Source organism: Streptomyces sp. NBC_01431, from assembly GCF_036231355.1.
Taxonomy (GTDB): domain Bacteria; phylum Actinomycetota; class Actinomycetes; order Streptomycetales; family Streptomycetaceae; genus Streptomyces.
Map to the genome: position 1 here is coordinate 7,020,452 of NZ_CP109496.1, position 25,165 is coordinate 7,045,616.

A 25,165-nucleotide genomic window follows, 5' to 3' on the forward strand; every position below is an offset into this window, starting at 1 on the left:
GCAGTCCCGCAGCCTAACGGCCCGCCACCGCAACGGACCCCGGCTCGCGTGGGCCATCGGAGTCATCCGCCCGGGTTGACGCGATCCCGAGGATGAAGCCGGTGATCAGTGCTGCGACAAGGACGGCGCGGGTACTCATGGGCGCGGCTCCGGGGGTGCGGGCACGGGACGGAAGTCTCCGTCCTACCTGGGAGCACCCGCATCGGGCCAACTCGTGTCACCCGCCCGTGGGCGAGTCCTTCCGGGCTTGACGCGCCCGCCGCGCGCGGTCACCCGGGGCCGGGCCAGCCGTCGTCATTGTCCGGTTCCGCACCCCGCGGCGGTGGCGCCAGCCGGTCGAGATCGGCGAGCATCGCCCGCGCCAGCTCCAGCTCGGCCAGCTCCCGCAGCTCGCTCCAGCGCAGCGCGATCCGTGGATGCGCCCAGTCCCCGCTGTCCTCGGCGTGCGCCAGGGCGGCCCGCACGTTCCCCAACTCGGCCTCGGTACGGGCGAGATGCTCCTCGACCAGTTCGCGCAGCCGCTCCGGCGCGGCCAGGTGCCCGAGCCAGACCCGCAGCACGAGGGGATGCTTCAGCACGGGCGGCCCGGCCGCGGTGGGGGAGTGCGCCCACTCGGCGAGCGCGCGCCGCCCGGCCTCGCTGATGGCGTAACGCCGCTTGGTGCGCGCCTCGTCGGGCCCCGAGTGCCGGGAGGTGGCGTAGCCGAGCGCCTCCAGGCGGCGCAGTTCGGCGTAGATCTGGCTGATCGCCGGAGACCAGTAGAAGAACCGCAGCGAGGCGTCGGCCCATTTCTTGAGCTCGTAGCCGGTGCGCTCGCCGGGGAACGAGAGCAGCCCGAGCACTGCCCATGCCGTCGCCGGCAACGGCCGTACCGCATCATGACTGCTGGGGATCTGACGGCTGGTCATATGGCGAATTGAAGTGAGCGGGGAGCCCGTGCACAACCCCCGCAGGGGGCGTGCGAATCTCCGTGATCCCGTGGGCGCGGTTGGCGGATCCCACCGCCGCGGTCAGCCGGCGACGAGCGCCTTGAGGTCGGTGAGGGCGTCGATCCGCCAGTCCGCCGCCGCGACGACGTCGGGGTCGTCCGCCCACCAGTGTCCCCACGGGCCGCGTCGCAGGTGCGCCACGCGAAGGCCCGCCTGCTTGGCCGGGAAGACGTCCTGGTGGGGATGGTCACCGACGTACACCGTCGCGTGCGGGTCGGCCTGGGCAGCCTCCAGGACACGGGCGAAGAACTCCGGTGACGGCTTGTCGACGCCCCACTCGGCGGACGTGGCCACCACGTCGGCCGGAAGGTCCAGGCCGCGCAGGAGCTCGCCCACGCGGGCCGTCTGGTTCCCGGCGACGACGACCCGGAGGCCGAGATCGCGCAGTCCGCCGAGCGCGGGCCGCACGTCGTCGTACAGGTCCGTCTCGTCCAGGTGCTCCCCGCGGCCCGCCGCCTCGCGGGCCTCATGGGCCGCGCGGACGTCCATGCCGGGCTTCAGGAGCCGCAGTGCGTCGGCGTTGTCGCGGCCCTGTACGACGACCGCGCCGACGAGCGCGGAGACCGTGTGCCGTGGGAAACCGAGCCAGTCGGCCCACGAGGCCCAGTAGCGGTCGTCGCGTACGAGTGTTTCGCCCACGTCGAGGACGATGGTCTCAATCATCACCGTCACCATAAGGGCGAGGGCCCCCGAGGACCGGCAGGGCCGCGCCGACCGAAGTCATCGCTGCAACATTGCGGTAACACAGGAAGAAGAGCGGTGCGAAGCTGGGGCGGCAGGATAATTTGTCGAGTTCCCTCTTGAGTGGAAGAACCGAACGCGGATACGGTGTCTTAACGCGAGGTTCTCCTGTGGAGGAAGTGACATGACGGAAATTCTTGTGCAGGACCCGGCCGTGGGGGGCGCAGCAGCCGAGGGGCGGGTGGTCGAACACCCTGCCTGGCCCGCGCTCAAGAATGCCGTCGAGGAGATCCGGCCCTGGCAGTCCAAGGATGGATCGATCGACTTCGACGCCGAGGGCGCCCCGTCCCGCGCCGCCGCCGAGGCGACCCTTGACCAGGTGATAGCAGCCGTCGAGGAGCTCTCGCCGCTGCTGTCGCACGACGAGGCGTACCACCGTGCCCTGGTCGGCGACCTGCGCAAGTGGGCCGACAGCGGCTTCGACGTACCGGACTTCCTGGACTCGCTGCTCGCCTTCCACCCGGCCGCCGACCGCGCCGACGGACTCCAGCGCCTGGTCGTGTTCCCCATGTACACGCAGAACGGCAACCCCGACCGCAACCTCGAAGCGGTCGTGCTGCGCATGGTGTGGCCCGAGTGGCTCGCCGAGCTGGAGGCCACCCGCTACGACAACCCGCTGTTCTGCGGCATCACCTTCGAGGACTTCACCGCCGGGTACGACACGCACTCGGCCGTCCTGTTCCCGGAGACCATCGCGGTGCGCGAGGCCCCCGAGCGCTTCACCTGGGGCGGCATCTTCTGCGACCGCGAAGCGGCCCGCTTCCGCGCCGTGACCGAAGCCTCCGTGCGCATCCTCGGCCTCGAACTCCCCGACGACATCCGGGAGATGGTGGCCGACCAGGAGCGCTGCGAGAAGGCCTTCGTGCTGTGGGACATGGTGCACGACCGCACGCACAGCCACGGTGACCTGCCGTTCGACCCCTTCATGATCAAGCAGCGTCAGCCGTTCTGGATGTACGGCCTCGAAGAGCTGCGCTGCGACCTCACCGCCTTCAAGGAGGCCGTGAAACTGGAAGCCGAGGGCAACCAGCACGGCCGCGACGTCCAGTACGCCGTGCTGTTCGACCGGATGTTCCGCTTCCCGGTCTCCGGCGACCGCGTACGCAACTACGACGGGCTCGGCGGCCAGCTCCTCTTCGCCTACCTGCACAAGCACGACGTGGTGCGCTGGACCGACAACAGGCTGCACATCGACTGGGACCGCGCCCCGCAGGTCACCAACCAGCTGTGCGCCGAGATCGAGAAGCTGTACCGGGACGGCATCGACCGTCCGAAGCTGGTGCACTGGTTCGCGGCGTACGACCTGGTCTCCGAGTACCTCGCCCCGCACCCCGGATCGCGCTGGGCCAAGGGTCCCGACGCCCTCGACCTGACGCTGCCGCCCCGCAAGCTCGTGGACGACGTGCTTCCGGACGAGTTTCCGCTCAGCATGTTCTATGAGGCGCTCTCCAAGAAGCTGAAGAACGTGATCGCCTCCACCAAGGGGATCACCGCCACTTCCGCCTCGGTCGGGGCCGCCGCGTGAGCTCTCGTACGGAAGGGGCGAGGAAGATGAACAACGGACCTCTCAACGGCGCCGTCGTCGCCGTGGCGGGAGCCGCGGGACCCGCCGGCCGGGCCGCGCTGCTGCGGCTCGCCGAGGCGGGCGCGGTCGTCGTCGGAGCCGACGCGGACGCCGCACGCCTCGCCGAGGCCGTGGACGCCGCGCGGTACGCGCACGGCGGGGCGACCGTCACCGGTGACACCGTGGACCTCCTCGACCTCCAGGCCACCCGCGACTGGGCCGACCGCATACAGAAGGACTTCGGCCGGATCGACGGCATGGTCCACCTCGTCGGCGGCTGGCGCGGCAGCACCTCCTTCCCGGAGACCGATCTGGCCGACTGGGAACTCCTGGAGAAGCTGCTGGTCAAGACCGTGCAGCACACCTCGCTCGCCTTCCACGACGCGCTGTTGCGCAGCGACCGGGGCCGTTTCGTGCTGGTGAGCCAGTCCGGCGCGCACAAGCCCACCGCGAACAACGCCGCGTACAACGCGGGCAAGGCCGCCGCCGAGGCGTGGACGCTCGCGCTCGGCGACGCGTTCCGCAAGGCGGGGGGCGAGAACGGGCCGAAGGCCGCTGCTGCGATCCTGGTGATCAAGGCACTGGTGCACGACGCGATGCGCGCCGAGCGACCCAATGCGAAGTTCGCGGGCTTCACCGATGTCACGGAGCTGGCCGACGCCATCGCCGGAGTCTGGGACCGGCCCGCCAAGGAAGTGAATGGACAGCGCCTGTGGCTGACCCCCAAGCCGTGACGACGGACGCGCGAGCGCACCACGACCCGACAGTGCGCGGCTTCGCCAGCGACAACTACGCGGGCGCGCACCCCGAAGTCCTGGCCGCGATCGCGCTCGCCAACGGCGGTCACCAGATCGCGTACGGCGACGACGAGTACACCGACCACCTTCAGCGCGTCATGCACAGCCACTTCGGCGCGAGTGCGGAGGCCTTCCCGGTCTTCAACGGGACCGGCGCGAACGTCACCGCGCTCCAGGCGCTGACCGACCGCTGGGGCGCGGTGGTCTGCGCCGAGACCGCGCACATCAACGTGGACGAGGGCGGCGCTCCCGAGCGCATGGCCGGGCTCAAGCTGCTCACGGTGGCGACACCGGACGGCAAGCTGACGCCCGAGCTCATCGACCGGCAGGCCTGGGGCTGGGACGACGAGCACCGCGCGATGCCGCAGGTCGTCTCGATCACCCAGAACACCGAGCTGGGCACGGTCTACACGCCCGGCGAGATCAAGGCGATCTGCGACCACGCCCACGAGCGCGGCATGAAGGTGCACCTCGACGGGGCGCGGATATCCAACGCGGCCGCCTCCCTCGACGTTCCGATGCGGACGTTCACCAACGCGGTCGGTGTCGACGTGCTGTCGTTCGGCGGCACCAAGAACGGGATGCTGTTCGGCGAGGCGATCGTCGTCCTCAACCCGGACGCCGTGCGGCAGATGAAGCACATCCGCAAGATGTCCATGCAGCTCGCCTCCAAGATGCGCTTCGTGTCGGTGCAGTTGGAGGCGCTGCTCGCCAAGGACCTGTGGCTGCGCAACGCCCGCCACTCCAACGCGATGGCCCAGCGCCTCGCCGAGGGCGTGCGCCAGGTCGACGGCGTGGAGATCCTCCACGAGGTGCAGGCCAACGCGGTGTTCGCGCGGCTGCCGCACGACGTCAGCGAGCGGCTCCAGAAGCGCTACCGCTTCTACTTCTGGGACGAGGCGGCCGGTGACGTCCGCTGGATGTGCTCCTTCGACACCACCGAGGACGATGTGGACGGCTTCCTCGCGGCGCTGAAGGAAGAGATGGCCCGCTAGCCCCTCGAAGCGGATACTTATGCGACCGACCGCAAAGCTATTGACGCGCGGCCGGTCGCATTCGTACCCTCACGGGCCATGGATCCAATACAGCGGAACCCTCAACTCTCCGCCTATCTAGTCGCGGACGAGGTCGTCGACCATGAGCACCCCACGGTGCGCGAGAGGGCGGCCCGACTCAAGTCCGGCACCACCGACGCATACTCATACGCGAAGGCGGCCTTCGAGTACGTACGGGACGAGATCCCGCACTCCACCGACTCCGGCGACCCGCGGGTCACCTGGCGCGCCTCCGACGTCCTCGCGCAGCGCACCGGGATCTGCTGTGCCAAGGCGCACGCCCTCGCCGCGCTGCTGCGGGCCGAAGGCATCCCGGCCGCGTTCTGCTATCAGCGCCTGACCGAGAACGGTGCGGACCCGGCCCTGCACGGCCTCATCGCCCTCAAGCTGCCCGGCACCGATACCTGGGCGCGTCAGGACCCGCGGGGCAACGTGCCGCCCGGTGTGGACGCCCAGTTCTCCCTCGATGAGGAGCGGCTGGCCTGGCCCGTCCGCGCGGAGTTCAGCGAAGTGGACTATCCAGTACTCTTTGATGAACCGCACCCGGCGGTGGTCGCCGCGCTCAAGGCCGCGCCCGACCGGCCGTCGCTGTGGACGATCTACCCGACCGAACTGTGAGGCACCACCGATCATGACGCTCACGCTCACCGTGTCCGACGACGTCGCGGCTCTCGCGCCCGGCTTCACCCACGTCGCCATCGAAGCGGCCGGACTCGTCAACGCCCCCAGCGACAGCGCGAGTTCGGCACTCCTGGACGACGCGGCGCGGCGACTGTCCGAGCGGCTCGGCTCGCGCGCCCCGCACGAGGACCCGCACCTCAACGCCTGGCGCGAGGCCTACGCCGCCTTCGGCGCCAAGCCGAACCGCACCCGCAACTCGGCGGAGGCGCTCGCCAGGCGCGCGGTGGCCGACGGCGGCCTGCCGCGCATCAACCGCCTCGTGGACGTGTACAACGCGATCAGCGTCGCCCACCTCGTTCCGGTCGGCGGCGAGGACACCGACCACATCAAGGGAGCGATGCGGCTGGTGCGGGCCACTGGCCGGGAGCCGTTCCACACGGTCGCGGGCGGCGAGGCGGTCGTCGAGTATCCGGAGACGGGTGAAGTGGTGTGGTGCGACGACGAGGGCGTCACCTGCCGTCGCTGGAACTGGCGTCAGGGAGTGCGGACCCGGCTCACCGAGGAGTCGGTCAACGCGCTCTTCCTGCTCGAAGGCATGGCCCCGCACTGCGACCTGGTGACGGCCGGCGCCGAACTGGCCGACCTCCTGGAGAAGTTCAGCCCCGGGGCCCGGATCACCGTCCACGCCCCGGTCGGCGGCTTCGTGAAGGCGTGACGATTCAGCCCGCTGTCTCCCGGGCCTTCACCTGCTCGGGCGTCGGCGCCGTGCCGCCGAGGTGGGCCGGCACCCACCAGGTGTCGCTCGCGTCCTTCGGGCGGACCGGATAGGCGCGCTGGGCGGCTTCGAGCAGCTCCTGGCAGCGCTCGCGAAGCCGCCGGGTGATGGCGCCCGCGAACTGGTCCGCGGGCGCCTCCACCGGCTCGCCGACGCGGATGGTGACGGGGATGTGGCTGCGCTTGAAGTTGCGCGGGCGGCCCTTCGTCCAGACCCGCTGGGTGCCCCACAGTGCCATCGGGATCAGCGGGACCCCCGCCTCCTGCGCGAGCCTGGCCGCACCCGACTTGAAGCTCTTCAGCGTGAACGACTGAGAGATCGTCGCCTCCGGGAACACCCCGATCACCTCACCGGAGCGCAGCGAGGCCAGCGCGTGCTGGTAGGCGTCCTCGCCCTGCTTGCGGTCCACCGGGATGTGCTTCATGCCCCGCATCAGCGGGCCGGAGATCTTGTGCCGGAACACCGACTCCTTGGCCATGAACCGGACGAGGCGCTTCTGTGGCAGCGCCGCGAGGCCGGTGAAGATGAAGTCCAGATAGCTGATGTGGTTGCTGACGAGGACCGCCCCGCCCGTGCGAGGGATGTTCTCCGAACCCTGGGTGTCGATCTTCAGGTCGAGCGCCTTGAACATCGTGCGTGCGGCGCCGATGACCGGCTGATAGACGAGTTCTGCCATCTGAGGGGGGACCCTTCGTGTGCCCGGGGAGGGTGCTCCCGGAGATAAGTTACGCAGCCGTAGGTTTTAGGCTTTGGGCAGATGGTGCCCGATGCGCGCCGAGCTGGCCAGTCCTGGCGCTGTGCACAGGGGAGATTCTCGTCACGTCTTCGCAGGTCGGGGCCCCGGGAATCATTGCGGACCGATACGCGCTGCAACCGTACGACAGTGCAGGTAGTGGCGGCGTGAAGACGCGGGCGGGGGCGGTTGTGGGAGGCGGCGCTGTGGACGACGGCGGGCGCAGGCTCGGCGAGGCAGAACTGGGGGCCGGGCTCGGGCGGCGGGCCACGCTGGTGCAGTTCTCCAGCGCCTTCTGCCAGCCGTGCCGGGCGACGCGACGCACCCTGGCCGAGGTGGCCGCCATGGTGGAGGGCGTCGCGCACGTGGAGATCGACGCCGAGGAGCGGCTCGGCCTCGTACGCGATCTGGAGATCGTGAAGACGCCGACGGTGCTGGTGCTCGACGCCGCGGGCCGCATCGTGCGCCGGGCGTCCGGACAGCCCCGCCGCGCGGACGTCATCGCCGCGCTGGGGCAAGCGGTATGAGGGGGCGCAGTGAGGGATCTCCCACATTCCGATGGGCACTTGACTGTGAGCGCCCCCAATCGTCAGTCTGACGATGTGCCGACCGACCTCCTTCTTTATGGACGCGCCCATGTGGACCTCGCCCGCAACGCGAGCGCGCGCTGTCCAGGCTGCTGACCATCCGCAGCCCACGTCGCACCCACCGCAGAAGGACATTTCGATGACGGCCTCGCCCGATCTCGGTACCGCACGCACCGCCTCCCCGGACCTGCTCAAGTCGGTCTTCCGCCAGCACGCCGCGGGTGTCGCGGTGATCACCGCCCAGCGGGGCGGCCGCCCCGTCGGTTTCACCGCCACCTCCCTCAACTCCGTCGCCGCCGAGCCCCCGTTGGTCTCCTTCGGGATCGGCACCGGCTCGTCGAGCTGGCCCGTGGTGGCCGAGACCCGCCACATCGGCGTGCACATACTCGGCGAGCACCAGCAGGACCTGGCCGCGACGTTCGCCCGCAGCGGCGCCGACCGGTTCGGGGCCCCCACGCGCTGGCGCACCGGCCCCGAGGGCGTGCCGATCCTGGACGGCGTACTGGCCTGGCTGGTCTGCGAGGTGGTGGCCCGCGTCCCGGCGGGCGAGAGCGACCACCGCATCGTGCTGGGCCGTGTGGTCACCGGCGACCCGGCCGGCGCCGGGCGTCCGCTGCTCTACCACCAGGGCCGCTTCAACGCTCTGCGCGACTGAGAGTTCCGCCGCGCGGCGATTACTCAGCGTTGGCAAGGTCACAGTTCAAAGCGCTTGCTTACTTGGGACAAGCTGGGTGTACTGGCGAGTAATATTTCGGTTGGAGCGCCGGTCGCCCCGACCGGAAACCGCCCCATCAGGCGCCTATGCTGCGTGCAACAAGGCAGCCCAGAAATGACGATGCAGTAGGAGAGCCGGCGTGAGCTTGAGGATCGTTGTCTGTGTGAAGTACGTGCCCGACGCCACCGGCGACCGGCACTTCGCCGATGACCTGACCGTCGACCGCGACGACGTCGACGGCCTCCTTTCGGAGCTCGACGAGTACGCGGTCGAGCAGGCACTGCAGATCGCCGACGAGGCGGACGACGCGGAGATCACCGTGCTGACCGTCGGCCCCGAGGACGCCAAGGACGCGCTGCGCAAGGCGCTGTCGATGGGCGCCGACAAGGCCGTCCACGTCGAGGACGACGACCTGCACGGCACCGACGTGATCGGCACCTCGCTGGTCCTTGCCAAGGCCGTCGAGAAGACCGGCTACGACCTGGTCATCTGCGGCATGGCGTCCACCGACGGCACCATGGGCGTGCTGCCGGCCCTGCTCGCCGAGCGTCTGGGTGTCCCGCAGGTCACGCTGCTCTCCGAGGTCTCCGTCGAGGACGGCACCGTGAAGGGCCGCCGCGACGGCGACACCGCCTCCGAGCAGTTGGAGGCCTCCCTGCCGGCCGTCGTGTCGGTGACGGACCAGTCGGGCGAGGCCCGCTACCCGTCCTTCAAGGGCATCATGGCCGCCAAGAAGAAGCCGGTCGAGGCGCTGGACCTGGGCGACCTGGACCTCGACGCCGACGAGGTCGGCCTCGCGGGCGCCTGGACCGCGGTCGACTCCGCGACCGAGCGTCCGGCCCGCACCGCGGGCACGATCGTCAAGGACGAGGGCGAGGGCGGCAAGCAGCTCGCCGAGTTCCTCGCGAGCCAGAAGTTCATCTAAGTGCCCGCCGGTCCGGGAACCTTCCGGGCCGAATCCGCACTTAGGGCTCGCCGAGCCCCTCAACTGCCCGCCGTTTCTTCGCACTTGCAGGAGATTGAAGTCCCATGGCTGAAGTTCTGGTCTACGTCGACCACGTGGACGGTGCCGTCCGCAAGCCCACCCTTGAACTGCTGACCCTGGCCCGCCGCATCGGCGAGCCGGTCGCCGTCGCTCTCGGCGCCGGCGCCGAGAGCACCGCCGCCGCGCTCGCCGAGCACGGCGCGGTCAAGGTCCTCACGGCGGACGCCCCCGAGTTCACCGAGTACCTCGTCGTACCGAAGGTGGACGCGCTCCAGGCCGCGTACGAGGCCGTATCGCCCGCCGCCGTGCTCGTCCCGTCCTCCGCCGAGGGCAAGGAGATCGCGGCCCGCCTCGCGGTCCGCATCGGCTCCGGCATCATCACCGACGCCGTCGACCTGGAAGCCGGCGACGAGGGTCCGGTGGCCACGCAGTCCGCGTTCGCCGCCTCCTTCACCACCAAGTCCCGGGTCTCCAAGGGCACCCCGGTCATCACGGTCAAGCCGAACTCGGCCGCCGTGGAGGCCGCCCCCGCCGCGGGCGCCGTCGAGGCCCTGTCGGTCACCTTCTCCGCGCTGGCCACCGGCACCAAGGTCACCTCGCGCACCCCGCGCGAGTCGACCGGCCGCCCGGAGCTGACCGAGGCCGCGGTCGTGGTCTCCGGCGGCCGTGGTGTCAACGGCGCCGAGAACTTCGCGATCATCGAGGCCCTCGCCGACTCGCTCGGCGCGGCCGTCGGTGCCTCGCGCGCCGCGGTGGATGCGGGCTGGTACCCGCACTCCAACCAGGTCGGCCAGACCGGCAAGTCGGTCTCGCCGCAGCTGTACATCGCCAACGGCATCTCCGGTGCCATCCAGCACCGCGCCGGCATGCAGACCTCGAAGACCATCGTGGCCGTCAACAAGGACTCCGAGGCCCCGATCTTCGACCTGGTCGACTACGGCGTCGTCGGCGACCTGTTCCAGGTCGTCCCGCAGCTGACCGAAGAGGTCAACGCCCGCAAGGGCTGACCTGCGCCTTTCGTCGGGTCCTGGGGCCGCGTGGTGATCTTCACCGCGCGGCCCCAGGTCGTTTCACCGGCCCCCTGATAAGCATTGACGCAGACGCGGCGGCCTATTAACTTCACTATGCGGATTAGTGATTCCGTGAAGCGGAAAAGTTCGAGTGTGCGGAGGATGCGGGATGGGTCAGCAGGAGAAGGTGGCAACGAGCCTCGCCGGCGTCGTCAGCGAGGAGATCAGTGCCTCCCTCGTCGCGGTGGACGAGGAGCTCGCCCGCCGCTACCCGGGCGACCCCGGCACCCGGCAACCCGTACACACCGTCTACGTACCCGGTGACGTCTTCGACGAGGGCACCATCCGCTCCTGGGGCGACCAGGCGCTGGCCGCCCTCGACGAGCACGCCCCGGACGCCGCCTCCTTCGCCAAGGTCCTCGGCATCGCCGACGACCTCGCGCGGCCCGTGTACGACCGCGTCCGCGCCAAGCTGACGCGCGAGCCGATCGAGGACCTCCGCGTCGACTTCGAGGACGGCTACGGCCCACGCCCCGACGCCGAGGAGGACGCCGCCGCCGCGCGCGCGGCCCGCCTGATCGCCGAGGCCTTCGAGAACGGCACCGCGGCCCCGTACATGGGCATCCGCATGAAGTGCATGGAAGCCGCGGTCCGCGACCGCGGCATCCGCACCACGGACATCTTCCTCACCACCCTGATGCAGCACGGCGGTCTCCCCGACGGCCTCGTGCTCACCCTGCCGAAGGTCACCTACCCCGAGCAGGTCACCGCCTTCGTACGGCTGCTCAGCGCCTTCGAGAAGGCGCACGACCTGCCCGAGGGCCGACTCGGCTTCGAGATCCAGATCGAGACCAGCCAGTCCATCCTGGCCGCCGACGGCACCGCCGCCGTGGCGAAGATGATCGACGCCGCGCAGGGCCGCGCCACCGGACTGCACTACGGCACCTTCGACTACAGCGCCTGCGTCGGCGTCTCCGCCGCCTACCAGGCCAGCGACCACCCCGCCGCCGACCACGCCAAGGCCGTGATGCAGGTCGCCGCCGCAGGCACCGGCGTCCGCGTCTCGGACGGCTCGACCAACGTGCTGCCCATCGGCTCCACCGAGCACGTCCACGAGGCCTGGCGCCTGCACTACGGCCTCACCCGGCGCGCCCTGGCCCGCGCCTACTACCAGGGCTGGGACATGCACCCCGGCCACCTGCCGACCCGCTACGCGGCCGTGTACGCCTTCTACCGCGAGGGCCTGGAGCAGGCCGCGGGACGCCTCGCCGCGTACGTCGCCAAGACCGAGGGCGACGTCATGGACGAGCCCGCCACCGCCAAGGCGCTCAGCGGCTACCTGCTGCGCGGCCTGGACTGCGGCGCCCTCGACACCGCCGAAGTGGCCCGCCTGACCGGGCTGACCCGCGCCGACCTCGAAGGCTTCGCCTCGCCCCGCCGCGGCACCCTGACCGTCACCGCCCCGTAGCAGCGCCGCGACACCGCGGCCCCGCGTACTGTCACTGCCGCCCCGTACCCTGTTCGCGACGACAATCGCCAGGGGAACGGGGCAGCGGTGTCTACGGGGCAGAGCCACCTACTCGCGGGCAGGTACCGGGTCCTTGCGCAACTCGGTCGCGGCGGCATGGGTGTGGTGTGGCGCGCCCACGATGAGGTGCTCGGCCGAGAGGTCGCCGTCAAGGAACTGCGCGCCTACACCGACGCGTCGGCGCCCGAACTGGGCGACCTGCGGCTGCGGATGCAGCGCGAGGCGCGCGCCGCGGCCCGGGTGCGCCATCCCGGAGTGGTCGCCGTCCACGACGTCGCCGAGCACGAGGGGCGCCCGGTCATCGTCATGGAACTGATCGACGGTCCCTCGCTCGACGACGTCCTGGGGGAACGCGGCGTCCTGGATCCGCGCGAGGCCGCGGCGATCGGCGCGAAGGTCCTCGAAGCCCTGGCCGCCGCGCACCGCGCGGGCGTGCTGCACCGTGACGTGAAGCCGGGCAACGTGCTGCTCGACGCCTCGGGCCGGGTGGTCCTCACCGACTTCGGCATCGCCGCCATGGAGGACCCGGGCGACGGTTCCCAAACCCATCTCACCCGCAGCGGCGAAATCGTCGGATCGCTCGACTACTTGGCGCCCGAGCGCGCCCAGGGTCAGGAACCGGGCCCGGCCTCCGACATCTGGGCTCTGGGCGCCACCCTGTACGCGGCGGTCGAGGGCGCCGCCCCCTTCCGCCGCACCTCCACCTGGTCCACGCTCAACGCCATCGTGGTCGAGCCGCTACCGAAGGCGCGCCGCACCGGCCCGCTCGGCCCCGTCCTTGAGCGGCTCATGGACAAGGACCCGACCCGTCGGCCCGACGCCGCGACGGCGGCCCGGCTGCTCGCCGACGTCGCCGCCGCAGCGGACTCCGCAGCCACGAAACCCGCCGCCCCGCTCGCGGCCGCCCCGCGCACGGCGACCGTGCGTGACGTGCTGCCGCACCGGCCCGAGGGATTCGGCCCCGTGGTCACCCATGTGTCCGAGCCCGAGCCTGAGCCCGAGCCGCGGCCGGCCGCCGGGCGAAGCCGCGGCAAGGTCCTGGTGGCCGCGTGCGTCGCCGCCGTGCTGCTCGTCGGCGCCGGGGTCGGCTACGCACTGCTCGACCGTACGGACACGCCAAGCGGGCAGCAGGCGGCGGGAGCGGCGAACAGCGCGGCCCCGGGCGCGGCGGGCGCGCAGGGCGGGGCCGCGCGGAACACGGGCAGCCCGTCCGCCGGGGACGCGCACGGCTCGCCCTCGCCGGGGGAGTCGGCCTCGTCCGCGCCGAGCTCAAGCGCTTCGAAGCCGGGCCGCACCGACGAGGGCGCCAAAGGCGGCGCGGGCAGCTCGCCCGAGCCGCGCAAGTCGCCGAGCGCGCCCAACTCCGGTGGCCCTGGCGGTACTTCGGGCGGTGCCCAGCCCCCGTCCGGGAGCTGCCAAGCCATCGCCGGCGGCAAGTTCGACTGCCAGGTGTGGCGCACCGCGACGTCCTACCGGCAGGGCGGCGCCACCGCGGGCGTGCTCAAGGCGGGCACCAACTACTTCTACTGCCAGAGCGACCTGGGCCGCCGCGAGACGTACGGGAAGTGGACCAACACCTGGTGGGCCAGGACCGACGACGACAGCGGCAACACCAACGTCTACGTCAGCGTCGTCTACCTCAAGGGCGGCGACAACAACCAGCCGGTCCCGGGGCTGAAGGTCTGCTGACCGCGCGCTAGGCGCCCGCGGACGGGCAGGATCTCGCCCGAGCCGCCGCCGCGCCCTAGGCGCCCGCGGACGGGCAGGATCTCGCCCGAGCCGCCGCCGCGCCCTACGCGCCCGCGGACGGGCAGGATCTCGCCCGAGCCGCCGCCGCGCCCTACGCGCCCGCGGGCGGCAGGATCTCGCCCGAACCGCGCTGGATCAGCACCGTGGGCAGCTCGACGCGCGCGGGCGCCTCGTCGGCGCCGTCGAGACGGTGGAACAGACGCTCGGCCGCGGTGCGGCCCAGGGTGGCGGCGTCCTGCGAGATGACCGTGATGCCGAGCAGATCGGCGAGTTCGATGTCGTCGAAGCCGACCAGCGCGACCGGCCGCTCACGGCCGGCCAGAACGCGGACCGCCGTGACCGTCACCCGGTTGTTCCCGGCGAACAGCGCGGTCACCGGCTCGGGTCCGGTCAGCATCGACTCGGCGGCCTCGCGCACGCGCTCCGGGTCGGTGGAACCCAGCGACACCCAGGATTCCGCGACTGTGAGACCGGCGTCGGCCATCGCCGCACGGTAGCCGCGCAGCCGCTCGATCGCGGTGTGGATGCGCGGCTGGTCGCCGATGAAACCGATCCTGCGGTGGCCGTGCGCGATCAGATGGGCCACCCCCGCGCGGGCGCCGCCGAAGCTGTCGGACAGGACCACGTCCGCGTCGATCTGCCCCGCCGGACGGTCCACGAACACGGTCGCCACCCCCGCCTTTATCTCCGGTTCGAGATAGCGGTGGTCGGATCCGGCGGGGATCACGATCAGGCCGTCCACCCGGCGCGCGCAGAAGGCGAGCACCAACTCCTGCTCGCGGTCCGCGTCTTCGGCACTGGAACCGTTGATGAGCAGCGCCCCGTGCTCGCGCGCCACCTCCTCCACGGCCCGGCTGAGCGGCCCGTAGAACGGGTCGGCGAGGTCTTCGAGGACCAGGCCGATCGACGCGGTGCGGCCCTTGCGCAGCACCCGCGCACTGTCGTTGCGGCGAAAGCCCAGCGCCTCGATGGCCTCCTGCACCCGCCGCTCGGTGTCCGGGGTCACGCCGGGCTCGCCGTTGACCACCCGGGACACCGTCTTGAGGCCGACACCGGCGCGCGTGGCGACGTCCTTCATCGTCGGACGGTTGCCGTAGCGGGGCTCGTGGTGGCGGGCGTTCTCGGCCACAGTGCGCTGTCCAATCGTCGTCGGGAGCCGTCCGGCGCGGTCGGGTGCCATAACGGTGTGTGTGGCGTCGAGCATAGGCCCTGGACAACGTTGTCAGAAGCATGGAGACTCTCATCTTGACCTGCCCTTACCCGTGCTCACCAGGAGATCCGACCCCGATGCAGACCGACCTCGTCGCCGCGCTCGACATCGGCGGCACCAAGATCGCCGGAGCTCTGGTCGATGCCGAAGGCCGGCTTCTGGTCCGGGCGCAGCGGCCGACTCCCGCCCATGAGGACGGCGACACGGTGATGCGGGCGGCCCAGGAGGTCGTCGCCGAGCTGACCGGATCCCCGCTGTGGGAGCGTACGAGCGCGGTCGGTATCGGCAGCGCCGGGCCCGTGGACGCCTCGGCCGGCACCGTCAGCCCCGTCAACATCCCTGGCTGGCGCGGCTTTCCGCTGGTCGAGCGGGTGCGCGCGGCAACCGGCGGACTCGATGTCACACTCGTCGGCGACGGTGTCGCGATGACCGCCGCCGAACACTGGCTCGGCGCCGCCCGCGGCTACGACAACGCCCTGTGCATGGTCGTCTCGACCGGAGTCGGCGGCGGGCTCGTCCTCGGCGGCAAGCTTCACCCCGGCCCCACCGGCAACGCCGGCCACATCGGCCACATCAGCGTCGACCTCGACGGAGACGCCTGCCCGTGCGGCGCGCGCGGCTGCGTGGAACGGATCGCCAGCGGACCGAACATCGCCCGCCGGGCCCTGGACAACGGCTGGCGGCCCGGACCCGACGGCGACACCTCGGCCGCCGCCGTCGCCACGGCCGCCCGGTCCGGCGACCCGGTCGCCGTCGCCTCCTTCGAGCGCGCCGCCCAGGCGCTCGCCGCCGGCATCGCCGCGACCGCGACGCTCGTCGAGATCGACATCGCGGTCGTCGGCGGGGGAGTGGCGGGCGCGGGCGACGTGCTCTTCGGTCCCCTGCGCCGCGCCCTGCGCGACTACGCCACGCTCTCCTTCGTCCAGCGGCTCACCGTCGCGCCCGCCCTGACGGGGACGGACGCGGGTCTGGTGGGTGCCGCGGCGGCCGCTTTCGTACGGCGGTCGCAGGAAGCGGCGATCCTCAAGTGAGGTGCCGCCTCCGGTAGTTGACGCACGGACCCGTCAGCACACCACCCGCGCATCCCCCCAGTCCGCGTGGTCGGAGTCCACCCCGTCCCCGCCGTCGGTGACGACCAGACGTATGGTCTGCGCGCCGGTGACGTTCGCGGAGAGCGGCTGCGCCGGCATGGCGTTGGTCAGGACGCCGGTGGACGCGACCTTGCGGCCGTCGGCCCAGATCTCGAAGGCCACCGTTCCGTCGGCGCCCTTCTCGTCGTCCACGCCGACCATCGCGGAGACGTTGGAGCAGCCGCCGCCCGTGTAGTACGCGATGTCGCTCGCCGCGTGGGTGCCGAGTCCCTTGGCGTACACCGTGCCGCCGATCGTGATCGGGTGACCGTCACCGGCGTCGCTCTCGCCGTTGCTGGTGTCCCGCTCCACCGGCCCCCAGCCACCGGCCGCCGAGAGCCACGGCAGATCGCTCAGATACGACGTCCCGGCGGGCGGCGCCGTCACCACGTGTGCCTGGACGGGCAGGGACCGCGTGACGCGGCCCCCGCCGGGCGCGCCGTAGGAGGACGTCAGCGTCAGGTCGTACGCGCCGTTCGGCGTCCCCGCCGGGGCCGTCAGCTCCCAGGTCGTCGTGAGCGACCTGCCCATCGGGATGGAGGGGGACGAGGTGGGCGACAGCGCCCTGATCCCCCAGCCGGCGGGGGCGGTGAGCGCGGTCCTGGTGGAGCGGGCCGGGCTCCGGCCGAGGTCGGTGACGGTGGTCGTCAGACGGACGGGCTTGCCCGCCTGCGCCAACGGGGCGCCGTCCAGGCCGGTTTCGACGGCCGGCGGATACTGCGCCCATGCGCGGTCGGGAGCGATCCGCAGCAGCGCGGTGCCATGGGCCGGGACGGTCGCGGCGATCGTGCCCGCCGTGTTGTACGTCCGGTGCTGCCACAGATCGCGCTGGCTGTAGGCGGTGGCCTGGGGCAGTCCGATGGCCTTGGCCGTCGTCGCGATCCGCTGCGCGCTGCCCGTCTCGTTGAACAGGGCGACGGTGCGGCTGCCGTCCTTCATCTGCTTGGCGACCACCCACCGCCCGCCGTCCGAGGACACCACCGTGCCCTGCTTCCCGAGCGGGTCCTGGTCGACGGCGATGACCTCCTTGTTGGAGAGGATCTCGTACGTCGCCGGTGTCGCCTTGCGCAGATCGGAGCCGATCAGCAGCGGCGCCGCCATGATCGACCACATCGAGAAGTGGCTGCGGTACTCGGTGTCCGTCATCCCGCCGTTGCCCACTTCGAGCATGTCGGGGTCGTTCCAGTGGCCGGGCCCTGCCGCCGCCGCCAGCGGCAGGTTCTGCTTCAGGATCGACACCATGCTGCCCCAGCTGTCGCTGATGTCGCCCGTGGTGCGCCACAGGTTGCCGACGTCGCCGGCCCACTCCCACGGCTTGTTCTCGCCCCATTCGCAGAGGCTGTAGACGATGGGGCGCCCGGTCGCCTTCAGCGCGTCGCGCATCGCGGTGTAGCGGAGCTTGGCGTCGACGCCCTGGTTGTTGCAGTTGTCGTACTTGAGGTAGTCGACGCCCCAGTCCGCGAACTGCTGGGCGTCGCTGCGCTCGTGGCCGAGCCCACCGGGAAAGCCCGCGCTGTTGCACGTCTTGGTTCCCGCGCTCGTGTAGATGCCGAACTTCAGCCCCTTGGAGTGGACGTAGTCGCCGACCGCCTTGATGCCGTGCGGGAACCGGACCGGATCGGGGACGAGCTTGCCCTGCGCGTCGCGCTGTCCCAGCGCCCAGCAGTCATCGAGGTTGACGTACTGATAGCCCGCGGCCTTCAGGCCCTTGGCGACGAAGAGGTCGGCGATGCCCTCGACCATCGTCTCGTTGAACTCGGCCCGGCAATGGGTGGAGTTCCAGTTGTTGAAGCCCATCGGCGGCGTGAGCGCGAGGCCGTTGCCGAGCCGAGGGGCTGCGGTCGGCGGGTTCTGCGCCGCGGCAGCCGGGGTTACGAGCCCCGCCGCGCAGAGCAGCCCGGCGGTCAGCGCTCCGACGACTCTGGCATGTCTGGGATGGGTGGTACGGGTGGGAAGGCGGCGCATCGTTACGTTCCTCCTTGCTCGTACGAGGCAGGACCTTCATGCCTCTGTCAGTCACCTGTGAGTGACGAGCGTTTACGGTAGGGCTTGTTGAAGTGTGTTGGAAGACATGCGGTAACGGTTGCTCGCCTTTGCGTCAAAACCCTTGACGACGCCCTGAGTTGAGGGTGTGATCCAAGCCTCGCGTTTGGTTATGTTGGGTTGCACCCTGGAGGAGGGGGACATGGCGCAGTCATCGTTCAACGGTTCTGTGGCGCCGGACGGCGTGACAGGACATCGGATGTCCCGACGGAATCTTCTGCGAGGCGCGGCGATCGGAGCCGGCGCGGTCACGCTGCCCTCGCTGCTCTCCGCATGCGGCAGCGGCCCCGGCGCAGACACCAAGTCGATCCGGATGGGTTCGAACTCGTCGGACGCCGTGCCCAAGAAGGCCTTCGCCGACGCGTTCGCCGCGTACGAGAAGCAGTCCAAGGACGGCAGGAAGATCAAGGTCAACACGGTTGACCACAACACCTTCCAGGAGAACATCAACCGCTACCTCCAGGGCAAGCCGGACGGCGTCTTCATGTGGTTCGCGGGCTACCGCATGCAGTTCTTCGCGCAGAAGGGTCTGCTGTACGACATCAGCGACCTCTGGCAGGGCTTCCAGGGCTTCTCCGACGCGCTCAAGGCGCAGTCGACCGGCGCGGACGGCAAGCAGTACTTCGTGCCGTACTACTACTACCCGTGGGCGGTCTTCCACCGCGCGAGCCTGTTCACCGAGCGCGGGTACACCGCGCCCAAGACGCTCGACCAGTACATAGAGCTGGCCAAGCAGATGCAGAAGGACAAGCTCGACCCCATCGCGTTCTGCGACAAGGACGGCTGGCCCGCCATGGGCACCTTCGACTACCTCAACATGCGCACCAACGGGTACGACTTCCACAAGAGCCTGATGGCGGGCAAGGAGGCGTGGACCGACAAGCGGGTCAAGGACGTCTTCGACACCTGGCGCAGAATCCTTCCGTACTGCCAGAAGGGGGCCAACGGGCGCACCTGGCAGGAGTCCGCGCAGAGCCTCCAGAAGAAGCAGTCCGGCATGGCGGTCTTCGGCATGCCGCACGTGGGCCAGCAGTTCCCCGAGGCCGACCGGGACGACATCGCGTTCTTCCCGTTCCCGGAGATCAACCCGCAGTACGGACAGGACGCGGTCGAAGCCCCCATCGACGGATTCCTCCTCGCCAAGAACGCCAAGGAACTGAAGAACAAGCAGTCCATGGCGAGTGCCAAGGACCTGCTCACCTGGCTCGCCACGCCCAAGGCGGAGGACGCCTACCTCGCGGGTGACCCGAACAACATCGCCGTCAACAGCGCGGCGGACACCTCGAAGTACAGCCCGCTGCAGAAGAAGGCGGTCGAGTTGGTCTCGGGAGCCAAGCAGATCTCGCAGTTCCTGGACCGCGACACCCGACCCGACTTCGCCTCCACGGTGATGATCCCGGCCATCCAGAAGTTCATCGGCAACCCGAACGACGTGGACGGCCTCGTCAACGACATCGAGCGGCAGAAGAAGACCATCTTCGCCTCCGAGGGCTGAGGGCCTTCCGCCTCCAACCGACCTACGCCCGCTTCGACTTGGAGAACCCTGCCGTGGCGCTCACCACTGCGCGGCGCGCGGGGCGGCGGGGTCCCGGGCGCTTCACCGCCCGCGACCTCGCCGTCCTCGGCGTGCTGCTTGGCCTGCCCGTCCTGCTCGACCTCGCCATCGTGTGGGGGCCGACGCTCGCCTCCGTCGTCCTGTCCTTCACCAGCTGGGACGGTGTCGGCGACATCAAATGGGTCGGCACGCAGAACTACAGCGACCTCTTCACCAACTACCCGCCGTTCTGGCCCGCCGTCCGGCACAACCTGATGTGGCTGGCCGTCCTGGGCTTCGTGGCCGCGCCGTTCGGGCTGCTCCTCGCCGTGCTCATCGACAAGGGCGTCCGGTTCAGCCGCTTCTACCAGTCGACGCTGTACATGCCGGTCGTCCTGTCCCTCGCCGTCGTCGGCTTCATCGCCCAGCTCGTCTTCTCCCGCGACCAGGGAGCACTCAACGCCCTCCTCGGCGCCAAGGACAACCCGACCGACTGGCTCGGCGATCCGAAGCTCAACATCTGGATGATCCTGCTGGCCGCGGCCTGGCGGCACACCGGCTACGTGATGATCCTCTACCTCGCCGGGCTCAAGGCCGTCGACCCCACCCTCAAGGAAGCCGCCGCCATCGACGGCGCGAGCGAGCGCCAGACCTTCTTCCGGGTCGTCTTCCCGACGCTGCGTCCCGTCAACATCATCGTCGGCGTCATCACGGTCATCGAATCGCTGCGCGCCTTCGACATCGTCTACGCCGTCAACCACGGCCGCAACGGCCTCGAAGTGCTCTCGGTGCTCGTCACCGACAACATCATCGGCGAGGCAAGCCGTATCGGTTTCGGCTCGGCGATCGCCGTCGTGCTGCTGACCGTCTCCCTCGGCTTCGTCCTCACGTACCTGGTCCAGGAGATCCGAGGGGAGAAGGACCGATGACCACCAGTACCGCGCCCGCCCCCACGGCCGCCGCGCCGGCGTCGTCCCCAACAGCCCGCCGGCGCCGGGTGCGCCCGGGGCGCCTCGGCGTGCACGCCTTCCTCCTCACGGTCTCGCTCGCCTTCCTCGCACCCTTGCTGCTCGCCGTGTACGCGTCGCTGCGCCCCTATGACGAGACCGCGCAATACGGCTACTTCTCCCTCCCCAAACATCTCTCCTTCGACTACTACAAACAGGCCCTGACCGACTCGGGCATGACGAAGTACTTCGTCAACACCCTGATCATCGCGGTGCCCGGGGTGACCCTGGCCCTGTTCTTCGCCTCGTTCGTGGCGTTTGCCGTCTCACGCCTCAAACTCCGCGGCGGCATCGTGCTGTTGATGCTGTTCACCGCGGGCAACCTGCTGCCGCAGCAGGTGATCGTGACGCCGCTGTACGTGCTGTTCAACCGCATCCCGCTGCCCTACTGGATGTCCGACTCGATGACGATGTTCGACTCGTACTGGGCCGTCATCCTCGTCCAGGTCGGTTTCCAGATCGGGTTCTGCGTCTTCGTGCTCGCCAATTTCATGCGCACCCTTCCGCAGGAGATCCTGGAGGCGGCGATCGTCGACGGCGCCGGGGTGTGGACCCAGTACTGGCGCATCACGATGCCCCTGTGCCGCCCGGCCCTCGCGGCCCTCGCCACGCTCCAGTTCACCTGGATGTACAACGACTTCCTGTGGGCCCTGGTCTTCATGTCCGACGGCGACAAACTCCCGATCACCTCGGCGCTGAACAACCTGCGCGGCCAGTTCTTCACGGACTACAACCTGCTGGCGGCGGGCTCGGTGATCGTCGCGCTCCCGACGCTGGTGGTGTTCCTGCTCCTGCAACGGCACTTCATCGCGGGGCTCACCCTGGGATCCAGCAAGGGGTAGCCCGGCCCGGCGGTTTCAGCGGGGGTGCGGGCCGGGCTCGTTGAGCAGACCAGCCGGGCTCCGCACCCCCGCGACCAGCCGTCGAGTCCGGCTCAAGCGCCGGTCCACCGCGGCTCAAGGCGTTCGCCACAAGGTCTGCGACCCCGAGCAGCTGCTCGCCGCTCCAGCCCGGCCGTGCGGACCGACGAAGGCATTCCGCGGGCAGGGGCGGTCGCAGCCCGACCCTGGAGACCGCCATGACCGTCCAACTGCACCTCGCCACCGCTCTCCTGCACGACTTCGACACGGCGTACAACCCGCTGCCCGGCCGTGAGGTCGCCCGCCGGCCGAGCCCCGTGAACCCCGCGGTCACCATCCTCGACCTGGAGACGGCCGACGCGCCGGAGGGGGCCGCGCTCATGGACCCCATCTTCCAGCGCACCGGATTCCACGAGGTACGCATCACCGAGATCCGCTGGTACGACCGGGACGGCTACTTCATCGGCCCCAGCATCCCGCTCGCGGCCTGAACATGCGCCGCCCGAGGACGTCCGCGCTCGATCGAAATTGCCTCGCCCCGCGCTCCCGGATCGGTCAAGCTGCAGGTGACAGCACCCTTCCCTGGAGCAGCAGTGACCGACCTCGACCTTCTCATCCCGCCCGCCGGCCTCGCCGCAGCCATCGACGCCGGTCACGTCGTCCGCAAGGCGCACCCCGAACTGCCGTTGTCGATCTATTCGTACAGCAGGGCCTGCCAGTACGAACAGGCGTGGACCGAGGTCACCACGCGCTGCCGCGGTCTGGTGGTCGACGACACGACCGGCACGGTCGTCGCGCACTGCCTGCCCAAGTTCTTCAACGTCGCGGAGCACACCCACGGCCGCCCCTACGCGCCCCCGCTGCCCGACGAACCCTTCGAGGTCTACGACAAGGTCGACGGTTCGCTCGGCATCGCCTTCCACTACGAGGGCCGCTGGCGGGTGGCCTCCCGGGGCTCGTTCACGTCCGAGCAGGCCGCCTGGGCCGGGGCCTGGCTCGACGGTCGGGACACGGCGACGCTGCGGCCGGGCGTCACCTACCTCGCGGAGATCCTCTACCCCGAGAACCGGATCGTCGTGGACTACGCGGGCCGGCGCGATCTCGTCCTGCTCGCCGCCTACGACGACGCCGGCCGGGAGATGGAACTCTCCCGGGCCGCCGAGGACTGGGCGCCCATCGGCTCGGTGGCCCGCACCTGGCCCGCGCTGCCGCTCGCCGAACTCCTGGAGCGCGCCGCGGCCAACGTCCACGCCGACGGCCGCCGGGCCACCGGTACCGACGCCGAGGGCTATGTCATCCGGTACGCCTCCGGGCTGCGGGCCAAGGCGAAGATCAGCGAGTACGTGCGGCTGCACAAGGTCCTCACCGGCATCACCGAGCGCGACATCTGGCGCTACCTCGGCATCCGCCGGTTCGCCGGGGCGGACCCCAAGCGGGTCGGCCAGGCGCTCGGCTGCGGGCCGGGCGAGCTCGCGGAACTCACCGCGGACGGCACGGATCCGCTGGAAGCGCTGCTTCAGCAGGTCCCCGACGAGTTCGACGTCTGGGTCCGGGCCGTGTCGGCGCGCCTCGAAAACCAGGCCGCCGAACTGGCCGCTCTCGCCGGGGAACGCTTTCGTGGGATCGTCCATCTCGCCGCGGACCGCGGCGCGTTCGCCCGCGCCGCCCAGCAGATCCAGGAGCGCACCGTCCGCGCGGCCGTCTTCCAGCTGCTCGACGGCCAAGACATCGACCTCATGATCTGGCGGTCCGTCAGGCCCACGGCCGCCGACCCGTTCAAGAACGACGAAGAGAGCTGAACCCCGCCATGCCCACTGTCCACGTCATGACCGGACTGCCCGCCTCAGGCAAGACCACCGCCGCCCGCGAAATCGTCGCGGAATCCGGCGGCCAGTGCCGCCGCGTCAACCTCGACGACCTGCGCGGCATGCTCGACAACGCGGGTGCCCGGGGCGTCCGTTCGCACACCGCCGAGCAGGCCGTGCTGGCCCTCCAGGACGCGGCGGTGCGCGAGATACTCGCGGCGGGCTTCGACGTGGTGGTCGACAACACCCACCTGACACCGAACATCCCCAAGCGTCTCAAGGCCGCCGTCGCCGGGCAGGCCCGGTTCGTCGTGCACGACTTCACCGGGGTGCCACTCGATGAGTGCCTCGCCCGCGACGCGGCCCGCGCCAACCCGGTCGGCGAGGACGTCATCCGACTCCTGGCCGACAAGCACGCCAAGGCCGTACGCAACGGATGGCGCCTGACCGACGCCTGGATGAACGACGCCGTGGGCCTGTCGGCCGTCGAGCCCTACACCCCCGACAAGACGCTGCCCACCGCCGTGATGTGCGACATCGACGGCACCCTCGCCATCAACGTGAACCGCAACCCGTACGACTTCACGCGCTGCGAGCAGGACGGGCTCAACGCTTCGGTGCGCGATGCGCTGCTCGCCTTCCGGCAGGCGCACGGCGACCGGATCGTGCTGCTTTCGGGCCGGGGCGAGGAGTTCCGGGAGCGGACGCAGGCGTGGCTCGCCGCGCACGAGGTCCCCTACGACGAGCTGTGGATGCGGGCGGCCGGGGACGGGCGGCGGGACGACCTCGTGAAGGCCGAGTTGTTCGACGCACACGTCCGCCACCGGTTCCACGTGCGCGTCAGCCTCGACGACCGCGACCGCGTGGTCGCGGTGTGGCGCCGTATCGGCCTGCCCACCTGGCAGGTCAACTACGGGGACTTCTGAGCGCGTTCCTCAGGCCGCGTCGTGGAAGACCAGGCCGAGCGTGTGCCGGTGCCCGGAGCGCACCGTGCTCACGTCGTGCCGCACCGGCGCCGGCGCCCGGCCCCGCCGCGACGCCACCGGCCGGTCCCGGGTGGTGAAGACCAGCCCGTGCCCCTGGGGGGGCAGCAGGGTCGCGGTGCCCCTCGAATGGGCCCGCGGCCGCTGCTCCACGAGCAGGAACTCGCCGCCGCGGTAGTCGGTTCCGGGGACGTCGAGGCCGATGACGACCTGGAGCAGGAAGACGGCCTCGCCGAACAGGTCGCGGTGCAGGGCGTTCCAGTCGCCGCGACCGTACCGCAGCAGGATCTGCGCGGATCCTCACATCGGGGGTGATCCCTCAGGGCCCCGTCGACCGGCGGGTTTCGGACATCGCGCTGAGCCTGCGGCCGGACCGGGCGGGCCTGCCTCAGCCGGTCTGTTCCGACCGCGGGCGCGCGACGACGACCAGGAACGCGTCGGACTCCAGGTCCATCACGACCTCGGCCGCCACGCCCTCGTCCCTGCGGTCCCGGGCGAACTCCTCGGCAGGCCAGTGACCGCGCGGGTCACCCGCGGGAAAGCGTTCCAGTACCGTACGACGCATTCTCGTCGCACCCCCTTGTGTCTCGTGTGGCACTCGCACAACGACGCTCGCGCCGCCCGCGTTACGGCCCCCCGTGGCCGGTGCTCGCAGGGAGAGACGCCGTGCGGGGCCGGTTGGTGGCACTCGGCAAGCAACGGCCCGGCCACAGTTGTGCACGTGATCAGAAGGGGCCGAGCCGG

24 protein-coding genes and 1 pseudogene are annotated in these 25,165 nt (G+C 70.6%); 18 read left to right on the forward strand and 7 right to left on the reverse strand.

All coding sequences use genetic code 11. The annotated features are described in order from the left end of the window. Positions 1–269: 269 nt before the first annotated feature. Positions 270–908 (reverse strand): PadR family transcriptional regulator, encoded by a 639-nt coding sequence (locus OG522_RS32125; RefSeq protein WP_329466546.1) that lies wholly within the window; start codon positions 906–908, stop codon positions 270–272. A 102-nt stretch (positions 909–1,010) separates the two neighbouring features. Further along, positions 1,011–1,652: an HAD family hydrolase gene (locus OG522_RS32130; protein WP_329466547.1), complete on the reverse strand. Its 642-nt coding sequence runs from the start codon at positions 1,650–1,652 to the stop codon at positions 1,011–1,013. A 202-nt stretch (positions 1,653–1,854) separates the two neighbouring features. Here OG522_RS32130 and OG522_RS32135 point away from each other — a divergent pair, with 202 nt between their 5' ends. The 5 genes from OG522_RS32135 to OG522_RS32155 all read left to right on the forward strand — a co-directional run bounded on the left by OG522_RS32135 (position 1,855) and on the right by OG522_RS32155 (position 6,482). Further along, the gene (locus OG522_RS32135; protein ID WP_329466548.1) at positions 1,855–3,255 is read left to right on the forward strand and encodes a DUF6421 family protein; all 1,401 of its coding nucleotides are present in this window, start codon (positions 1,855–1,857) and stop codon (positions 3,253–3,255) included. Positions 3,256–3,281: 26 nt separating this feature from the next. Beyond that, positions 3,282–4,028 carry an SDR family oxidoreductase gene (locus OG522_RS32140; protein WP_329466549.1) on the forward strand — a complete coding sequence of 249 codons (747 nt, stop codon included), beginning with the start codon at positions 3,282–3,284 and terminating at the stop codon, positions 4,026–4,028. After that, entirely contained in the window at positions 4,025–5,086 is a 1,062-nt protein-coding gene (locus OG522_RS32145; RefSeq protein WP_329467817.1) for a threonine aldolase family protein, read from the forward strand. The genes OG522_RS32140 and OG522_RS32145 overlap by 4 nt, the downstream gene beginning before the upstream one ends. 78 nt (positions 5,087–5,164) lie before the next feature. Then, positions 5,165–5,764 carry a transglutaminase family protein gene (locus OG522_RS32150; RefSeq protein ID WP_329466550.1) on the forward strand — a complete coding sequence of 200 codons (600 nt, stop codon included), beginning with the start codon at positions 5,165–5,167 and terminating at the stop codon, positions 5,762–5,764. Between the two features lie 13 nt (positions 5,765–5,777). Then, positions 5,778–6,482, forward strand: coding sequence for a B3/B4 domain-containing protein (locus OG522_RS32155; RefSeq protein ID WP_329466551.1), 705 nt, complete (start codon positions 5,778–5,780; stop codon positions 6,480–6,482). 4 nt (positions 6,483–6,486) lie between these two features. On the opposite strand, the gene OG522_RS32160 is transcribed toward OG522_RS32155, so the two are convergent. Continuing rightward, complete coding sequence (locus OG522_RS32160; RefSeq protein ID WP_329466552.1) at positions 6,487–7,218, reverse strand: lysophospholipid acyltransferase family protein; 732 nt, start codon at positions 7,216–7,218, stop codon at positions 6,487–6,489. A 263-nt stretch (positions 7,219–7,481) separates the two neighbouring features. Between OG522_RS32160 and OG522_RS32165 the strand changes: the two genes are divergently transcribed. The 6 genes from OG522_RS32165 to OG522_RS32190 all read left to right on the forward strand — a co-directional run bounded on the left by OG522_RS32165 (position 7,482) and on the right by OG522_RS32190 (position 13,789). Next, positions 7,482–7,802 carry a TlpA family protein disulfide reductase gene (locus OG522_RS32165; RefSeq protein ID WP_329466553.1) on the forward strand — a complete coding sequence of 107 codons (321 nt, stop codon included), beginning with the start codon at positions 7,482–7,484 and terminating at the stop codon, positions 7,800–7,802. A 199-nt stretch (positions 7,803–8,001) separates the two neighbouring features. Then, positions 8,002–8,517, forward strand: a complete 516-nt coding sequence (locus OG522_RS32170) for a flavin reductase family protein (protein WP_329466554.1) — start codon at positions 8,002–8,004, stop codon at positions 8,515–8,517. A 199-nt stretch (positions 8,518–8,716) separates the two neighbouring features. After that, positions 8,717–9,502, forward strand: coding sequence for an electron transfer flavoprotein subunit beta/FixA family protein (locus tag OG522_RS32175; RefSeq protein ID WP_329466555.1), 786 nt, complete (start codon positions 8,717–8,719; stop codon positions 9,500–9,502). A 104-nt stretch (positions 9,503–9,606) separates the two neighbouring features. Next, positions 9,607–10,569, forward strand: coding sequence for an electron transfer flavoprotein subunit alpha/FixB family protein (locus OG522_RS32180; RefSeq protein WP_329466556.1), 963 nt, complete (start codon positions 9,607–9,609; stop codon positions 10,567–10,569). A gap of 172 nt (positions 10,570–10,741) precedes the next feature. After that, entirely contained in the window at positions 10,742–12,040 is a 1,299-nt protein-coding gene (locus OG522_RS32185; RefSeq protein ID WP_329466557.1) for a DUF6986 family protein, read from the forward strand. 87 nt (positions 12,041–12,127) lie between these two features. Continuing rightward, the gene (locus tag OG522_RS32190) at positions 12,128–13,789 is read left to right on the forward strand and encodes a serine/threonine-protein kinase (protein ID WP_329466558.1); all 1,662 of its coding nucleotides are present in this window, start codon (positions 12,128–12,130) and stop codon (positions 13,787–13,789) included. Between the two features lie 151 nt (positions 13,790–13,940). Here the strand turns inward: OG522_RS32190 and OG522_RS32195 are convergent, their stop codons facing one another. Next, a complete protein-coding gene (locus OG522_RS32195) occupies positions 13,941–14,978 on the reverse strand; it encodes a LacI family DNA-binding transcriptional regulator (RefSeq protein WP_382798963.1) in 1,038 nt (345 codons plus the stop codon). Positions 14,979–15,136: 158 nt separating this feature from the next. Between OG522_RS32195 and OG522_RS32200 the strand changes: the two genes are divergently transcribed. After that, complete coding sequence (locus OG522_RS32200; RefSeq protein ID WP_329466559.1) at positions 15,137–16,090, forward strand: ROK family protein; 954 nt, start codon at positions 15,137–15,139, stop codon at positions 16,088–16,090. 33 nt (positions 16,091–16,123) lie between these two features. Here the strand turns inward: OG522_RS32200 and OG522_RS32205 are convergent, their stop codons facing one another. Continuing rightward, on the reverse strand, positions 16,124–18,154 hold the full coding sequence (locus OG522_RS32205; protein WP_329466560.1) for an NPCBM/NEW2 domain-containing protein: 2,031 nt from the start codon (positions 18,152–18,154) through the stop codon (positions 16,124–16,126). A 277-nt stretch (positions 18,155–18,431) separates the two neighbouring features. On the opposite strand from OG522_RS32205, the gene OG522_RS32210 reads away from it, so the two are divergent. The 6 genes from OG522_RS32210 (at position 18,432) to OG522_RS32235 (ending at position 24,364) form a co-directional block, all read left to right on the forward strand. Beyond that, complete coding sequence (locus OG522_RS32210; protein WP_329466561.1) at positions 18,432–19,727, forward strand: ABC transporter substrate-binding protein; 1,296 nt, start codon at positions 18,432–18,434, stop codon at positions 19,725–19,727. A 53-nt stretch (positions 19,728–19,780) separates the two neighbouring features. Continuing rightward, positions 19,781–20,695, forward strand: coding sequence for a carbohydrate ABC transporter permease (locus OG522_RS32215; protein WP_329466562.1), 915 nt, complete (start codon positions 19,781–19,783; stop codon positions 20,693–20,695). After that, positions 20,692–21,615, forward strand: coding sequence for a carbohydrate ABC transporter permease (locus OG522_RS32220; RefSeq protein ID WP_329466563.1), 924 nt, complete (start codon positions 20,692–20,694; stop codon positions 21,613–21,615). The genes OG522_RS32215 and OG522_RS32220 overlap by 4 nt, the downstream gene beginning before the upstream one ends. Before the next feature lie 236 nt (positions 21,616–21,851). Continuing rightward, positions 21,852–22,124: a hypothetical protein gene (locus OG522_RS32225; RefSeq protein WP_329466564.1), complete on the forward strand. Its 273-nt coding sequence runs from the start codon at positions 21,852–21,854 to the stop codon at positions 22,122–22,124. A gap of 102 nt (positions 22,125–22,226) precedes the next feature. Beyond that, entirely contained in the window at positions 22,227–23,432 is a 1,206-nt protein-coding gene (locus OG522_RS32230; RefSeq protein ID WP_329466565.1) for a T4 RnlA family RNA ligase, read from the forward strand. Positions 23,433–23,440: 8 nt separating this feature from the next. Further along, a complete protein-coding gene (locus OG522_RS32235) occupies positions 23,441–24,364 on the forward strand; it encodes a phosphatase domain-containing protein (protein WP_329466566.1) in 924 nt (307 codons plus the stop codon). Between the two features lie 9 nt (positions 24,365–24,373). Here OG522_RS32235 and OG522_RS32240 read toward each other — a convergent pair. After that, a pseudogene (locus OG522_RS32240) lies at positions 24,374–24,718 on the reverse strand (2OG-Fe(II) oxygenase); the annotation flags it as partial. Between the two features lie 91 nt (positions 24,719–24,809). Next, on the reverse strand, positions 24,810–24,986 hold the full coding sequence (locus OG522_RS32245) for a hypothetical protein (RefSeq protein WP_329466567.1): 177 nt from the start codon (positions 24,984–24,986) through the stop codon (positions 24,810–24,812). Positions 24,987–25,165: the final 179 nt, after the last annotated feature.

Excerpts from the sequence above, each read along its gene's own strand:
- OG522_RS32220 (WP_329466563.1), top strand. The coding sequence starts at position 20,692 with ATGACCACCAGTACCGCGCCCGCCCCCACGGCCGCCGCGCCGGCGTCG.
- OG522_RS32170 (WP_329466554.1), top strand. The coding sequence starts at position 8,002 with ATGACGGCCTCGCCCGATCTCGGTACCGCACGCACCGCCTCCCCGGAC.
- OG522_RS32155 (WP_329466551.1), top strand. The coding sequence starts at position 5,778 with ATGACGCTCACGCTCACCGTGTCCGACGACGTCGCGGCTCTCGCGCCC.
- OG522_RS32150 (WP_329466550.1), top strand. The coding sequence starts at position 5,165 with ATGGATCCAATACAGCGGAACCCTCAACTCTCCGCCTATCTAGTCGCG.
- OG522_RS32210 (WP_329466561.1), top strand. The coding sequence starts at position 18,432 with ATGTCCCGACGGAATCTTCTGCGAGGCGCGGCGATCGGAGCCGGCGCG.
- OG522_RS32245 (WP_329466567.1), bottom strand. The coding sequence starts at position 24,986 with ATGCGTCGTACGGTACTGGAACGCTTTCCCGCGGGTGACCCGCGCGGT.
- OG522_RS32225 (WP_329466564.1), top strand. The coding sequence starts at position 21,852 with ATGACCGTCCAACTGCACCTCGCCACCGCTCTCCTGCACGACTTCGAC.
- OG522_RS32180 (WP_329466556.1), top strand. The coding sequence starts at position 9,607 with ATGGCTGAAGTTCTGGTCTACGTCGACCACGTGGACGGTGCCGTCCGC.
- OG522_RS32140 (WP_329466549.1), top strand. The coding sequence starts at position 3,282 with ATGAACAACGGACCTCTCAACGGCGCCGTCGTCGCCGTGGCGGGAGCC.
- OG522_RS32130 (WP_329466547.1), bottom strand. The coding sequence starts at position 1,652 with ATGATTGAGACCATCGTCCTCGACGTGGGCGAAACACTCGTACGCGAC.
- OG522_RS32185 (WP_329466557.1), top strand. The coding sequence starts at position 10,742 with ATGGGTCAGCAGGAGAAGGTGGCAACGAGCCTCGCCGGCGTCGTCAGC.
- OG522_RS32235 (WP_329466566.1), top strand. The coding sequence starts at position 23,441 with ATGCCCACTGTCCACGTCATGACCGGACTGCCCGCCTCAGGCAAGACC.
- OG522_RS32160 (WP_329466552.1), bottom strand. The coding sequence starts at position 7,218 with ATGGCAGAACTCGTCTATCAGCCGGTCATCGGCGCCGCACGCACGATG.
- OG522_RS32135 (WP_329466548.1), top strand. The coding sequence starts at position 1,855 with ATGACGGAAATTCTTGTGCAGGACCCGGCCGTGGGGGGCGCAGCAGCC.
- OG522_RS32205 (WP_329466560.1), bottom strand. The coding sequence starts at position 18,154 with ATGCGCCGCCTTCCCACCCGTACCACCCATCCCAGACATGCCAGAGTC.
- OG522_RS32125 (WP_329466546.1), bottom strand. The coding sequence starts at position 908 with ATGACCAGCCGTCAGATCCCCAGCAGTCATGATGCGGTACGGCCGTTG.
- OG522_RS32200 (WP_329466559.1), top strand. The coding sequence starts at position 15,137 with ATGCAGACCGACCTCGTCGCCGCGCTCGACATCGGCGGCACCAAGATC.